This is a genomic window from Arenibacter sp. P308M17 (assembly GCF_003426735.1).
Taxonomy (GTDB): domain Bacteria; phylum Bacteroidota; class Bacteroidia; order Flavobacteriales; family Flavobacteriaceae; genus Arenibacter.
On the sequence record NZ_QVON01000010.1, the window covers coordinates 41,030 to 55,207 of the forward strand.

Annotated in this window: 14 protein-coding genes; 3 read left to right on the forward strand and 11 right to left on the reverse strand. The window is 40.4% G+C overall.

Going from position 1 to position 14,178, the window contains the following annotated elements; all coding sequences use genetic code 11:
- The first annotated feature begins 1 nt into the window (after nucleotide 1).
- Nucleotides 2-553 (forward strand): acyl-CoA thioesterase, encoded by a 552-nt coding sequence (locus D0S24_RS19090; RefSeq protein ID WP_117021434.1) that lies wholly within the window; start codon nucleotides 2-4, stop codon nucleotides 551-553.
- 179 nt (nucleotides 554-732) lie between these two features.
- Here the strand turns inward: D0S24_RS19090 and pgl are convergent, their stop codons facing one another.
- Nucleotides 733-1,443: a 6-phosphogluconolactonase gene (pgl, locus tag D0S24_RS19095; RefSeq protein ID WP_117021435.1), complete on the reverse strand. Its 711-nt coding sequence runs from the start codon at nucleotides 1,441-1,443 to the stop codon at nucleotides 733-735.
- Nucleotides 1,444-1,660: 217 nt separating this feature from the next.
- Nucleotides 1,661-3,193: a glucose-6-phosphate dehydrogenase gene (zwf, locus tag D0S24_RS19100; protein ID WP_117021548.1), complete on the reverse strand. Its 1,533-nt coding sequence runs from the start codon at nucleotides 3,191-3,193 to the stop codon at nucleotides 1,661-1,663.
- Between the two features lie 189 nt (nucleotides 3,194-3,382).
- Here zwf and gndA point away from each other — a divergent pair, with 189 nt between their 5' ends.
- A complete protein-coding gene (gene gndA, locus D0S24_RS19105; protein WP_117021436.1) occupies nucleotides 3,383-4,789 on the forward strand; it encodes an NADP-dependent phosphogluconate dehydrogenase in 1,407 nt (468 codons plus the stop codon).
- 127 nt (nucleotides 4,790-4,916) lie between these two features.
- Here the strand turns inward: gndA and D0S24_RS19110 are convergent, their stop codons facing one another.
- A complete protein-coding gene (locus tag D0S24_RS19110) occupies nucleotides 4,917-6,194 on the reverse strand; it encodes a tetratricopeptide repeat protein (protein ID WP_117021437.1) in 1,278 nt (425 codons plus the stop codon).
- Nucleotides 6,195-6,490: 296 nt separating this feature from the next.
- Between D0S24_RS19110 and D0S24_RS19115 the strand changes: the two genes are divergently transcribed.
- Nucleotides 6,491-7,678 (forward strand): LETM1-related biofilm-associated protein, encoded by a 1,188-nt coding sequence (locus D0S24_RS19115; protein WP_117021438.1) that lies wholly within the window; start codon nucleotides 6,491-6,493, stop codon nucleotides 7,676-7,678.
- Between the two features lie 91 nt (nucleotides 7,679-7,769).
- Here D0S24_RS19115 and D0S24_RS19120 read toward each other — a convergent pair whose 3' ends face one another.
- From D0S24_RS19120 to D0S24_RS19155, 8 genes are all read right to left on the reverse strand, one after another.
- Nucleotides 7,770-8,525: a LytTR family DNA-binding domain-containing protein gene (locus D0S24_RS19120; protein WP_117021439.1), complete on the reverse strand. Its 756-nt coding sequence runs from the start codon at nucleotides 8,523-8,525 to the stop codon at nucleotides 7,770-7,772.
- A gap of 47 nt (nucleotides 8,526-8,572) precedes the next feature.
- On the reverse strand, nucleotides 8,573-8,890 hold the full coding sequence (locus D0S24_RS19125; RefSeq protein ID WP_181938142.1) for a 2TM domain-containing protein: 318 nt from the start codon (nucleotides 8,888-8,890) through the stop codon (nucleotides 8,573-8,575).
- A gap of 5 nt (nucleotides 8,891-8,895) precedes the next feature.
- Nucleotides 8,896-9,078 (reverse strand): 2TM domain-containing protein, encoded by a 183-nt coding sequence (locus tag D0S24_RS21395; RefSeq protein WP_251795844.1) that lies wholly within the window; start codon nucleotides 9,076-9,078, stop codon nucleotides 8,896-8,898.
- 138 nt (nucleotides 9,079-9,216) lie between these two features.
- Nucleotides 9,217-9,519 carry a 2TM domain-containing protein gene (locus D0S24_RS19135; RefSeq protein WP_117021441.1) on the reverse strand — a complete coding sequence of 101 codons (303 nt, stop codon included), beginning with the start codon at nucleotides 9,517-9,519 and terminating at the stop codon, nucleotides 9,217-9,219.
- A gap of 90 nt (nucleotides 9,520-9,609) precedes the next feature.
- Entirely contained in the window at nucleotides 9,610-10,947 is a 1,338-nt protein-coding gene (locus D0S24_RS19140) for a 2TM domain-containing protein (RefSeq protein WP_117021442.1), read from the reverse strand.
- A gap of 96 nt (nucleotides 10,948-11,043) precedes the next feature.
- Nucleotides 11,044-11,253, reverse strand: a complete 210-nt coding sequence (locus D0S24_RS19145) for a hypothetical protein (protein WP_147321482.1) — start codon at nucleotides 11,251-11,253, stop codon at nucleotides 11,044-11,046.
- A 704-nt stretch (nucleotides 11,254-11,957) separates the two neighbouring features.
- A complete protein-coding gene (locus tag D0S24_RS19150) occupies nucleotides 11,958-13,091 on the reverse strand; it encodes a Gfo/Idh/MocA family protein (RefSeq protein WP_117021444.1) in 1,134 nt (377 codons plus the stop codon).
- 225 nt (nucleotides 13,092-13,316) lie between these two features.
- The gene (locus D0S24_RS19155) at nucleotides 13,317-14,174 is read right to left on the reverse strand and encodes a sugar phosphate isomerase/epimerase (protein ID WP_117021445.1); all 858 of its coding nucleotides are present in this window, start codon (nucleotides 14,172-14,174) and stop codon (nucleotides 13,317-13,319) included.
- Nucleotides 14,175-14,178: the final 4 nt, after the last annotated feature.

The following is a 14,178-nucleotide window of genomic DNA, read 5'->3' on the forward strand; positions in this document are numbered from 1 at the left end:
GATGGACAAATTTAAAACCGCAAAACAATCCAGAATATCCATAACCGAATTAATGTTGCCTTCCCATTCCAATTTCGGGGGAAAGGTACACGGGGGCCACATTTTAAACCTAATGGACCAGATAGCCTTTGCCTGCGCCTCCAAACACTCCAGGAAATATTGTGTTACAGCCTCGGTGAACAAAGTGGATTTTTTAAATCCCATTGAAGTTGGGGAGTTGATTACCCTTAAAGCCTCCGTAAATTATACCGGACGTACCTCTATGGTCATAGGCGTTCGTGTGGAATCCGAGAATATAACCACTGGTAAAAAGAAACATTGCAATTCCTCTTATTTCACCATGGTTGCCAAAGATTCGGACGGACGGAGTACCCCTGTGCCAGGCCTGATCATTGAGGACGAGCAGGGAGTTCGCAGGTTTGCGCGTAGCATTCAACGAAAAAAACAGGCCATGTCCCGAAGTACCCAGTTTGATTCGTCCCAATTTAAAATCCATGACCACATAAAGGATTTGGACCAGGAAAATGTAAAAATAGACCTGGATCCCGCTTAGGGCCTGTTAACACTAAGCCCAAAAGTGGCTTTTCCGCCTTTTTCCGCATTTTTTTGTCCATTTTTGACGAGGTAGCCCACTATGTTTTACAAAAATGGCCTCGAAATCCGAAAACCCGCCTGAACGAACGGGCAGGAACCATCAAAAAATCCATGGATTTCGTTTAGTGCTAACAGGCCCTAGTTGGTCAGGGCAGCGGCCTCCTCGTCCAAAAACCAGATCAGATCACCAGAGGAAGGGGCTACCAAAGATGCTGGATAGTGCTCATGACCTTCCTCCTTTGTGATAATGGTCCTTACTTTTTCCGCCTTACTGCTGCCTGTCACCAGAAATGCAACCGTCTTGGCATTATTGATCAGCTTCCCTGTTATGGTAATCCTTCTTTGTCCCGAATCCGGATGAATCGCCACTTCGCAATTATTGGCGGAGTGCCACAGGCCTATTTCATGGGGAAAGATAGAAGCGGTGTGTCCGTCATCGCCCATACCTAGGATGACCAGATCAAATTGCGGCACCTTGTTCACTATGGGCAATTCCTCTTCCAGGACCTTTCCATATCTTCCGGCCTCCAATTCCGGTAGGTCTTCCCCACGAACACGGTGAATATTGTCCTTGGGAATATCGATCTTGGACAACAGGTGGTCTACCGTCATTTTATAATTACTCTCCGAATCGGTAGGCGGAACACATCGTTCATCCCCCCAATACAAATGGACCGTGGACCAATCCACTTCCTTGTAATGGGCGGCCATATAATCAAAGACCACCTTGGGGGTACTACCACCGGACAAGGCAATATGGGTCGTTTTATTTTCCTTTATCAATTCCTCCAAATAATCGGAAAAGCTTTTGGCCACTTCCGTTTTGGTAGGCAATATATTAATATGCATCTACTATATTTTATTTGATTAAAAATTTACAGTACATGACAAAAATTGTCTTTGCAAGATTTCTCGGAAAATCCGTTTTACCCCAAGCCCTAAAGGGAGCTTGATTTTCCTCGATTCACCCCTGCCCGACTACTTCGTTCAGGCGGGCTTTAGGGTCGGGGTCTAAAATCGAGGAAAATCTTGCGGAATTGAATTTTGTCATATATTAAGTTAAAAATTATTTAATAACACAGAAACCGGGATCATCGGCCAAGTTTTCACCGGGATTCCTCCATGTTAGATCGCCCTCCAATAAACGGTCCGAATTGGTAGGCCCCCACACTCCGGAAGAATAACCATAGATATTAACATCCGAACCATTCTTCCAATAGTCCAAAATGGGATCTACAAACTCCCATGCCGCTTCCACTTCATCCGCTCTGGCGTAAAGGGTAGCATCGCCCTGCATGGCATCCAACAATAACCTTTCATAGGCGTCCATTACATTGTTGTCTACCAGATTGGAATAATAGAAGTCCAGATTGGCACATTCTACGGTAAAGCCCTGTCCGGGAACCTTCACCCCAAATTTAATAAGGATACCTTCATCCGGTTGAATCCTAATGATCAACTGGTTGTCCTTGTTGTTCATATCGGAATTTTTAAACACCTGGTGGTGAGGCGATTTAAAATGTATTACTACTTCGGTGACCTTGGTAGGCATCCTTTTGGCGGTACGCACATAAAAGGGGACGTCTTTCCACCTCCAATTATCCACAAAGAATTTGATAGCGGCATAGGTTTCCGTTTTGGAGTTGGGATCTACACCATCCTCTTCCCTATAACCCTTCACTTTTTTACCATCTATAATAGAGGACAGGTATTGGGCCCTAACGGTATTATTGTATAGGGTTTCCTCATCGCGCATAATCCGCAACGATTTTAAGGCCTTCACCTTTTCGTTCCTAATTTCCTGTGCGCTGGCATCTATTGGTGGTTCCATTACGATCAACGAGACAATCTGCAATAAATGATTCTGGAACATATCCCTGAGCGCCCCGGATTTGTCATAATAACCGCCCCTCTTTTCCACACCGACACTTTCGGCATTGGTAATTTCTATATGGTGTATGTAGTTCCTGTTCCAGAGGGGTTCGAAAATACTATTGGAGAAACGGGTTACCAACAGGTTCTGAACCGTTTCCTTGCCCAAGTAATGGTCTATCCTATAGATCTGGGATTCCTTGAAATAGGTTTGTAGACCAATATTTAGTTTTTTGGCCGTCTCCAGGCTATATCCAAATGGTTTTTCAACAATAATTCGCTTCCAGCCATTGGTTTCGTTGTTCAATCCCTGTTCGGAAAGATTTTTGGCTATTAGCTCGTAGAGGTTGGGTGGAGTGGAAAGGTAAAAAATATAATTGCCCCCGGTACCGAATTTAACATTCAAGTCCGATATCCTGGTGGCCAATTTACCATATTCCTTATTGTAATCAGTGCCCAGATCCTCATAAAAAAACTTATCGGCAAAGTTGTTTACAAAATCAGCAGCTGCATCTTTTACCTTATCCTTGAGGTACGTACTTTCCTGGACCACTTTCCTCCTAAACTCACCGTCTGTCAGGTTGCTCCTACTTACTCCCAATACCACGAAATTATCAGGAAGCTGTTTTGCCTTGTATAGGTTAAATAAAGCCGGTACCAGCTTTCTCGCAGTTAAATCTCCTGATGCCCCAAAAATAACAAGCATTTGATTTGCTGTTTTGTTCATAATATAATTATTGGAAGTATTGTTCAATTTGTTGGGAATTTAAAACTTTGGTTCTAAAAACCGTTTAATTGACTATTTTTGATTTTTGAATTATCATGCGAAGATAAAACTAATTTAGATTATTCATTTATAAACAGGGACACTTAACAAAAGCTTCATTATTTTGTTAAATAACTTTAAGCAAAAAACATGGAAAATAGATATGATTTTGGATTGATCGGCCTGGGCGTTATGGGACGTAATTTTATATTAAACGTTGCGGACAACAACTTTTCGGCCATGGGATACGATCTGGATGATGAAAAAGTAAATGCCCTGATAGAAGAAGGTAAGGATACCAAAAGAGTAAACGCCTCCACAGATATCCAACAGTTCGTACAATCCTTATCACAGCCCAGAAAAATAATGCTTTTAGTGCCCGCCGGAAAAATTGTGGACACCGTAATAGAAAGTCTACTGCCCTATTTGGATAAAAACGACCTTATCATAGATGGTGGAAATTCATTTTTTACCGATACCGATCGTAGGGAGGCCTATTTGCAGGATAAAGGCATCCACTTTTTTGGCTCCGGTGTTTCCGGAGGGGCAAAAGGTGCCAGGCGGGGTCCTAGCATTATGCCCGGAGGAAACAAAGAGGCCTACAAGGAAGTACAACCTATATTTGAAGCAGTCTCCGCCAAATTTAAGGGAGAGCCCTGCGTTGCCTATTTGGGGCCTAAATCTGCCGGGAACTATGTAAAAATGGTACATAATGGCATTGAATATGGTCTAATGCAACTTACCTCCGAAATATATGACCTTTTAAAAAAGGCGGGGAAGTACAATAATGATGAACTTCATGCCATTTTCGATTCCTGGAACAAAGGTCGATTGCAGTCCTTTTTAATAGAAATATCGGCCGAGATTTTTAAACAGGACGATGACAAGGGGGGAGGAAGATTGGTAGACAAAATATTGGACAAGGCCAAACAAAAAGGTACCGGAAAATGGACATCCCAAAATGCAATGGATTTGGGCATTCCCATTCCCAGTATTGATATAGCCGTGAGCATGAGGGAAATTTCGGCCTTAAAGGAAGAAAGGATTTTGGCCGATAAGTTGTACAATAGGCCGGAGCCGGCTATCATGGACAAGAAAGAAATGGCCAAGTGGGCCGAGGAAGCCCTTTACTTTTCCTTTATAACCACCTATGCCCAGGGTCTCCATCAACTGGCGGATGCCTCCAAGGAATACGGGTACGACCTGGATCTTTCCGTAATAGCCAAAATTTGGAGGGCGGGATGTATAATCCGTGCCGGTCTGTTGGAGGACATATCCACCGCTTTTACCAAGAACAAACAATTGCCCAACTTATTGCTATCCCCCCAATTTGTTCCCAAGGTACAATCAACGGTAGGGGCCACGAGGAATCTTGTAGCCTATGGGGCCAAAAATGGTATTCCCTTACCGGGTCTTTCCAATTCATTGACCTACTTTGATGCCTACACCTCTGGGAGATTGCCCTTGAACCTTATTCAGGCGCAACGGGATCACTTTGGATCGCATACCTATGAAAGGACCGATATGGAAGGTGTATTCCATACGGAATGGGAGTAATCCCTAGGGATAAAAGGAACACCACAGCAATGTTTGCCATGGTGTTCCCACCTAAAAAACCACTCAATACGCAATACCAATAATTGACCTCACCAATAATGTGTTCCTTTCCATGGGGTTTCTTGAATTAAAGATTCAAAATTTTATTTTCCTTGGTAGGCCCAAGTTCATAGATCGCCCCCAATAACTCCTGCTTTAATTCCGCTACCTTGGAATACGCTCCAGTGGCCTTATAAATCTCCGCTGTACGGTAAAGTATTGCAGGTTCATAGGTTTTACCCTCAATATGCCGCCTAACGATTTCCAGGGCCTTATCCTTCTCCCCTAATTTAAAATAACTATAGGCCAGTAAATCATAGGATTCCGGGGTAGGCCTATTGCCCACTTCAATTTCCGCTACCTTTAAGGCCTTATGATACTGTTCCGTCCATTCCAAATACATGATTGCATTATAAACATTGTACATAGCACCATAATCTGGGTGCTCCACGGCCAGGGCATAGCTGTCCAAATTATTGGCCAACCCAAAGGTATCCCCCATGTAGTCGGCTATCTGGGCCTTTAACAGGAAATAATCCGGAGACATATAATCTTTGGTAATGGAATCCAAAATGCGCAATGCTTCCTTCGGGTTTTTTTCATGTGAAAATACAATCCATGCAATTCCTTTTTTGGCATGGGCATTATGGGGGTCCATCCGCAGCGATTTTAGAAAATGATCATACGAATCCTCTATTCTTCCTGCATGACCGTAGTAGTCCGCCAAATGGGTATAGGACCATAACATCTGGGAAGAATTCTTGGAGGCCTCGGCATTTTCCTTTGCCTTTTCCATGAAATGAACGGCTGCTTTCAAATCACCTTTGTGATCGTTCCATTTTGCCGATCGAATCAAATAATCAAAATCGGACATGTTCCTTAAACTATCCAAATATTGTTGTGCCTTTGGATAATTGCCCAATTCCATATGGATATCAAAAAGTAACTTCTGCGACTCCCCCTCCGAGCTTCCCATATTTCTGGACGAATTGACCAGATCCAACGCCTCTCTGAAACGGTGCTGCAAAATATAATTGCGGGCCAACGCCCTGTAATACCCGGATTTTTCTGTTCCAGTGATCTCAACCGCCCTTTTTAGGGCTTTTTCGGCCATTTTTAGCTGGGCTATATCCCCGGTCTCTTGAAAAAACCTGCTATACTCCCCTGCAACGATCCCAAAACTCATAAGCTGCATACTGTCCGGTTTGATCATGGAGTTCCATTGCTCAAAATATTTGGATGTTTTCTTGGTTCTCAGGGTGCTTAGGTATATATCATAGTCGCGTTTGTTTGTAATTTGCTCCGGTGAATTCTGGGAACAGGATAGCGTTAAGAGCGGTATTATTAACAGATAGATATATTTCATAGTTAAAAGTTTAAACCATATTGTTTACTGTTTGTGATAACCTAAGCTTTATAAACCCTTAGTTTAAACGTATCAAGGCTTGTTGGAATACCCATCAGGGCGTTTGGCTTCCGTACCACAATAATTATGGTGTTTTTAGATTAAAAACATCCTTACCTACTTACTTACGGAAGATGAATTGTATGGGTTTGAATTTAAATATTAATATTGTGTTAATATTCTAAAGTGCAAAAAAAGCACCAATAAGAATGTTGTCCCATATTTTAACTTAATTTTACCCGTTAATATTTGGACCTATGAATCCTTCAGCCTCTGGTTGGATAAATAAATTTGGGTATATAGTAAAGGATAAAAATGATTATTTTGGTTCCTTTGAAGATTTATACGCCCTTCTAAAAAGTACAGGTTTTGTTTATGGGATCAATCTGGACATTCCTCCTTTCATCATAAAAGAGATTCCTTTGTCAGAGGATGAAAAAGCGAAGATCAACCTAATAACTGCGCTCTATTTTACCTATACCCTTAAAAACAAGGAGCCCAATTTTGAAGCCTTCCTAGGGTCTATTTTTATATTTTATAAAGACCTGGGAATTAATAGGATTTCCTTTTTGAATAAATTCCTGATAGGAAAGAAAACGTCTTCCAAACTAGAAAACCTCTTAAATTCCAGAATATATCTCGAGGATAATGTTATCAGTAAAACCTTCAACAACATTATAACCAATTCGCTACTTTTTATTGATGTCCTAAGCTATAAAAGATTTCTTGAAAGGGAAACCTCCATAAAGGAATACGCCCAACGTCTGGAACATATCACCATAAACATAACCTATCATACCTTAAATTCAAAAGAGAAAAACAAAAGTGATGAAAAACTGGCCCAACTATTTGCCTCTTCACTGACCTTTATTGAAAGTGCCAAACAGGATTTTGACGGCTCCTATAGAGATCTATTGGTCAACAAATATTCTGCTTCTGAAAATAGGTATTTCCTGGATGTTGCATGCTTAACGGTGTGGGAAGACCAGTCGTTGGATTACAACGAATCCGATTTCATTTTTGGCTTGGGAAAAGACCTTGGTTTTATCCAAAATGACATCGTAAAATCGCTTATGGATGTTAAGGGATTTTTTCAATTGAATACCGACAAAATTCCCCATCTAAAAGACCACAATCTGGCCGTTCAATTTTACGATAGCATGTCCAAAATTGTAAACAAACTCATCCTAAGGAACAGCAAACGGCTTCAAAAAGAACTTTCGGAAAGCAAGGAACTCGTCTCCCTTTTATCCAAATCCACGGTGAACGATCTTAGTCCGGAAGAAAAGAAAAAGGTACAGAAATATCTAATCGATATATTCAAAAGCATCCCCTCCTTGGCGATTTTTATACTTCCTGGAGGGGCCGTTTTGCTGCCGATATTCATCAAATTGATTCCTAAATTACTCCCTTCTTCTTTTGACGATAACAGGTTTGAAGAATAGCCTAAAATTGTTCAAAAACACTACTATAAGAAAAATCTATATATACTATTTTTTACATTTATATAATTAAAAATCAATTAAATATAATCATTTACTCTAACCATAACTTAAAGTCTTTTACCCTTTCCCTACTTACTACAATCCCCTGTTCATTAAAGCGGTTCAATTTGATTTCCAGCCTAGAATTGGTATAGGACACAATGTCTTTTATATGATTTATGTTCACATAGAATTTTCTGCTCACCCTGAAAAAGGTGTTTGGATGAAGTTCCGATTCCAAGTTCTCCAAAGTATGGTCCAGCAGATAATTTCTCCCATCGATTGTGGAGACATAGGTGCCTTTGTTCTCACTGTAAAAACATTCTATATCCTCTGCATTGATAATTTTTAAATGTTGCCCTACCCTCACCGTAAACCTTTTTTTATAATCCCTTTCCAAGGGGTTTACCAATAACTTTTTTATATCCTCAAAATCGAGGGACATCTCCTGTTTTTCAGGTCTAAAATTTAAGTACTTTTTTACGGCGGTTTCCAACTCTTTATCATCTATAGGTTTCAGCAAATAGTCGATACTGTTCAACTTAAATGCCTGCAAGGCATATTCATCATATGCCGTAGTAAAAATCACTGAACTTTGAATATCAACGGCCTCAAAAATCTCAAACGATAATCCGTCCGAAAGCTGAATATCCAAAAAAATTAAATCGGGATGTTTGTTTTCCCGAAACCACAGAATGGACTCCTCTACAGAATAGAGCATAGCGGATACCCCTACCTTTAAATTGATCAATAATCGCCCCAATCTTCTGGCGGCCGGTTTTTCATCCTCGATAATGATTGCATTCATTCTAATTGGTTAATTGGTTTTTAATTGATTGCTACGGCGCTATCCTCTCATTCGTCCATATATTTCCGCATTTGCCCTTCCTCCCACTTATTAAAAAATCCAGGTTTTAATTTCAATAAATAAACTCCGGCCACCAATAGGATTGCCCCCCAAATAACCGGAATAAGGATCATGTTCCACCCCATCCAATTTAAGAAACCCTGGTCCTCAACCCCATTGTCCGTAAAAAAATTAGAGATCCTCCCTTTAAAAACAAAAAGAAGGGCATTTGCAATCAGATACATTACAATATGCGCGTAATAATTTTTAAGATTATCCACTCGTTTTTTTGCCTTGATGTACTTTTCCAAATTATCTTTTTCCATTCCCATTATTTGTATTTTTCAACTTCCCGTTTTTCTTCCTCCATATACTTTCGGATGTGTTTTTCTTCCCAGTCCTTATTGAAAAATGGATTATAAGAAAATACCTTTAAGCCATGAAACAACAACCCAATACCCCAAAATAGCCACACTGTAAAAGTCCCGAAATGCCTCCATAAAGGATTCCCCATGGCCCAAGTTCCTTATGATTTTAGCTGCGGTTATAAATACATTAACGGCCAGATATACTACAAGATGAACATAAAATCCTTATAAATCCGCCACCTTTTTTTTGGCACGTTCCCGTTTTTTCAGCTTTTCAAAACCCATTATTTCCATCTATTCCTTGGCTCATCTTCCTCCATATATTCCTTAATTTTCCGCTCTTCCCAATTTTTTCCAAAAAAGGGGCTGAGGCCAAAAACTTTTATTGCATGAAACACCAAACCTATACCCCAACCAAAGGCCGCCCAAAGGAACCAAGGGTACCTCCATTGATCGGTCCAGTAATTAAGGGCTGCCAGAAACCCTATAAAAACAAAATAGGACATTAAACCCATATAGAATTTCTTAATGGCAGCAACCCTTTCTTTGGCCCTGAAATACTTGTTTTCCCTATCTATATTTTCCATGATTTAGATTTAATTCAAAATTCGCAACCCAACCATTCTTTTTCAAAAGGAAACGTATGAAGTGTCGACTTCCTAGGATGGACCGTAATACTAAAAACTTTCATCCTCCATATATTTTTGAATTTTTCTTTCTTCCCAATTTTTCCCTAAGAACGGGTTATAGCCAAAAACTTCCATTCCATGGACAGCCACACCAAAACCCCATCCAACTGCAGGAAAGAGCACCCAAGGAAAACTACCGGTATTATAATTAACTATAGCCAAGATGGGCACTACTACACAATAGGAAATAAGATTGCCGTAAAACCCCTTTATTGCCTCTACCTGCTCTTTGGCTTTTTGATAGCGTTTTTCCTCCAAAAATGTCCCATGTGTTTGCCTAACACCTATTCTTTCCAAAAGTATCGGGAGCTTGACCCTAAAGTCCGAAGCAGATTTTCTGATCTGAACCTCTCTATTGGACAACATTTGATAACGTTCCCGAATATTCCTGAGTCCGACTCCACTACTTTTCCTAACAACCTGCTTTTCCTGTAGGTTATTCGATACACAAAGCATACCGCCCTCCTCATACACTCTTATCCTCAAGGGCCTTACAGCCGTTACTACATTGTGCTTGACCGCGTTTTCCAGTAGTAGCTGTAGGGACAAGGGGACTATTTTTGCTTCGGCATTGGTACATTTTTCCGGAATATCAAAAACTATACTATCCTCAAATCGCATTTTCAATAATCTGACATAGGTTTCCGCAAAGGCAAGTTCTTCATCCACGGCCACTAGGTCTTTGTTCTTCTGTTCCAAGACATAACGATATACTTTGGAAAGGGAGGTGGTGAATTTTTGTGCTTGTTGCGGATCCTCTTCAATTAAACTGGTGAGCACGTTTAAACTGTTAAAAAGGAAATGCGGATCCAATTGATTCTTAAGGGCATCGAACTTGGCAGAGGCGGTGCCTGCAATTATTTTCTGCTCCTTTACCCTGTTCTCCTGTCTGTACTTGAAGTACCAGGCCAAATAAAATATGGTAGATATAAAAATAGCCAGTAACAACGATACTTTGTAATGCTCCAATTTCTCCGTAGTCAGAAAAACCGGGAAAGGCATTTTTTGAATCCCTACCCTTAGAATTAAACGGGAGACAAATATCCCTCCCAAAGAGAGCACAATATTACCTGAAACACCGATGAATAATCGTTTTAAGGTGTAGAACTGTTGCCCGTATTTATTGAACAGGTATTGTATCCAATAAGCGTTGACCAGGTATAGAATTACAGCGAAAATCATATTGCCATAATACTCCTGCAAGGCACGCCTATAACTGAACCCCCCGTCAAAATTGCCCATAAACAAAAAAACTGCAAGAAATATGAAGTATATCAAGGTACCTATAAGTACTGCACTGCCTAAGTGTTTAATAAATCTTATCATTCCGCCCTATTTGCAATTATTGCGCAATCTCCGAAATTCCTCTTTCCATTATTTAAAAAAATGGAATTCTTTTGGCTTAAAGTTAACAAAAAGATTCTATTGCGGCTCAAGGTATACTGGAAGGCAAGAAGCCCAATCTTCCCTATACCAATAGGTCTCAACAAACATTTCTGAAGCAACTTTACATTCTGCATTTAATTGATTTTCACAAATAAAAAGACAGTCATCAACTAATTTACTTTCATCATATCCTGCAGCCAATTCATTGACTACCATTGCCAGAATTATCAATACTACTTTATACATAGCCCAATTACTTAAAAATTTCATTGGCCAAATGTGATCTAAATAAAAAAGGTGGAAAAATTGGATCTACCGAAGTGTAGATTTCATGGGATGAACCGGGGATGGTACAACCGTAAAAATAAAAGAGGACGCACCCCTACGTCCTCTTTTGAAGTTTTAAAAAACAGTTTCTTTACAAAACATATTTTTCAAGTCTTAACTTATGAATAATAAATTTAACATTTATTCCCCTACGAATCGCACTTTTTTGAAAAAAAATTAACCCAAACCGTAAATTTTCATTTTTGCGTTAAGGGTATTTACCCCTGATACAGAAGCTCCATTCCCACAGAATGGAACTTTCCACAAATTAACCGACAACGGAAGAGGCCGACAACAAAAACATGAAATTGCAAATTGATACTGGTCTTGAAATTTTAATTTCAGGTACAAAGAAGGAGTAGGTCCATACTAAAAATAAAAAAGAGGACGCACCCCTACGTCCTCTTTTATAAAGTTAAAAAATAGGCTTTTTACCAAATAACTTATTTTTTAAGTCTTACTTATGAATGGTAAATTTAAAAATTATTTTAAATAAATAACGCTTTTATTGAAGAAAAAATTAACACAAAACATAATTACCTGTCAAAAATACTTGTCTGAACTTTTTTTAAAAAACTTAAAATATTACTTTATATTTTATAACATAAAAAACTATAAACAAACTATTTATCCATAAAAGTAAACTCGGGCAACTTAATTATCTCCCCGCCCCTTAGTGCCGACTCATGTGCCAGAATCCCTACGCAGGTAATATTGGCGGACTGTTTGGCATTGGGGTATGGGGATTTGTTTTGAACCAGTGCATTTACAAATTCGTGCACCAAATGTGGATGCGAACCTCCATGTCCGGCTCCCTGTGTAAAAGATAGGTGCTGGTGCTCTTCGGAGTCGTACACCCCTTGGGTGGTAAAATGCTGAATTTCTTTCGGTAACAATTTTGCAAAATCGGGGCTTTCCACTTCCTGCGGAATCTCCGGCTCGGGTTTCTTTGCCGTATGCACTACCAATGGTTTCCCCTCGATCAAGGGCCATTCCACGGATTTCTTGGAGCCGTACACCTCAAAACTCTCCCTGTATTGTCTTGCCACATCGAACAATGAACGATACACTTGGGCACTTAGGTCCGAATTACGAAATTTAATATGCGTAGTCTCTACTGCATATGGTGAGTTGTAATGCAGAATCAGCTCTTCACGTATAGTTCCAGACCCAAAACAGGATACGTATTCGGCTTCGCCCCTTAAAAGGCCCAAAACGGGACCTGCACAATGCGTTGCATAATGCATGGGAGGCAATCCCGGCCAATAATTGGGCCAACCGTCCATATCCTGTTGATGGCTCGCTTTTAAGAACTGTACCTTGCCCAGCTCGCCATTTTCGTACAACTCCTTCATATATAAAAATTCCCTGGCATACACCACCGTTTCCATCATCATATAGGTGAGGCCGGTTTCCTGTGTTAATCGCACAATTTCCTCACATTCCTCCACCGTAGTTGCCATGGGTACGGTACAGGCAACATGCTTCCCCGCTTTTAGGGCTTTTATGGATTGGATACCATGATCGGGAATAGGGGTGTTGATATGTACTGCGTCTATTTCAGGGTCCAGAAGCAGGTCGTCATAGGAAGTATATCTTTTTTCAATGTTGAACACATCGGCCAGTTCCTTCAATTTATTGGGGTTCCTTTGTGATATGGCCACTAAATTGGCATTGGGATGTTTTTGGTAGATAGGAATAAATTCGGCTCCAAACCCCAATCCCACTATGGCTATATTTACTTTCTTACTGTTCATCTTTTTTATTTTAATTATAAAGTTAAAACTCCGCCTGAACGTAGTCGGGCAAGCCTATAATTTCATTGCTCCCGATAGTTATCGGGATTAGTTTCTGTAAACTTTTGGTAACCACAGTTGGCAGCTGCAGTTTACAGTTGGCAAAATGTGGATTTTATGACTGCCTATTGCTTAGGGCTAACTGCCAAAAAATCATCCAGATAAGTAATTCCATTCCACAATAGTTTATTTAAATGTCCTTTTCAAAAATTCGATTCCCTGGGCCGCAAATTCATCCTGGCTCCTTGCCAGATTTTTCCAGATACAAACTGCTCCGGCCAACTCCTTAATTTCCGGGGTAAAGCTTTCTATAACGATTGCCCCTTTGTAATCAATCGCTTTTAAACCCTCTGCAAAGTCGGTCCAAGGGGTTAGGCCGGTACCGGGAATACCCCTATGGTTTTCAGAAACCTGTACATGAAGCAATTTATCCCCCACCAACTTTATGGCTTCGGCGATGTTACTTTCCTCAATGGTCATATGAAAACCATCAAGTAACACTTTAGCACTGCTATGATTAACATCTTTAATAAAGCGAATTACATCTTCAGCAGTATTGATCATGTCCGACTCAAAACGATTTAAGGGCTCCAAAGCAATGGACAAGCCATGGCCCTGGGCCATGGTACAAGCCTTGGTAATATTGCCCACGGCAAGGTCCCATTCGCGCTTGCGTTCTTCTTTGGGAAGCATTCTGGCCTTGCCCACCGCTGCATACATGGGGCCCGCCAAAAAATCCACACCCCAAAGATTACATAGTTCAAAGCATTTTTCAATGTAGTCGAAGCAATTCTGATGTATCGAGACATCTTTATGGGTAAGATCCTTTGTTGGTCCAAAGGCTCCGCAGACAATAGGCCCCAAGCCATTGTCCTCCAAAGCTTTCCTTACAACTTCCCCATCGATCAAATCCGGGTCTTCCACCGGAATTTCCACCAAATCATACCCCATTCCTTTAATTTTAGGAAATAGGGCTACGGACCCGGTGTTGAAGGGAGATTCCCAAAGCCAAGTACTTACACCGTATTTTATGCTATTTTTCATTATT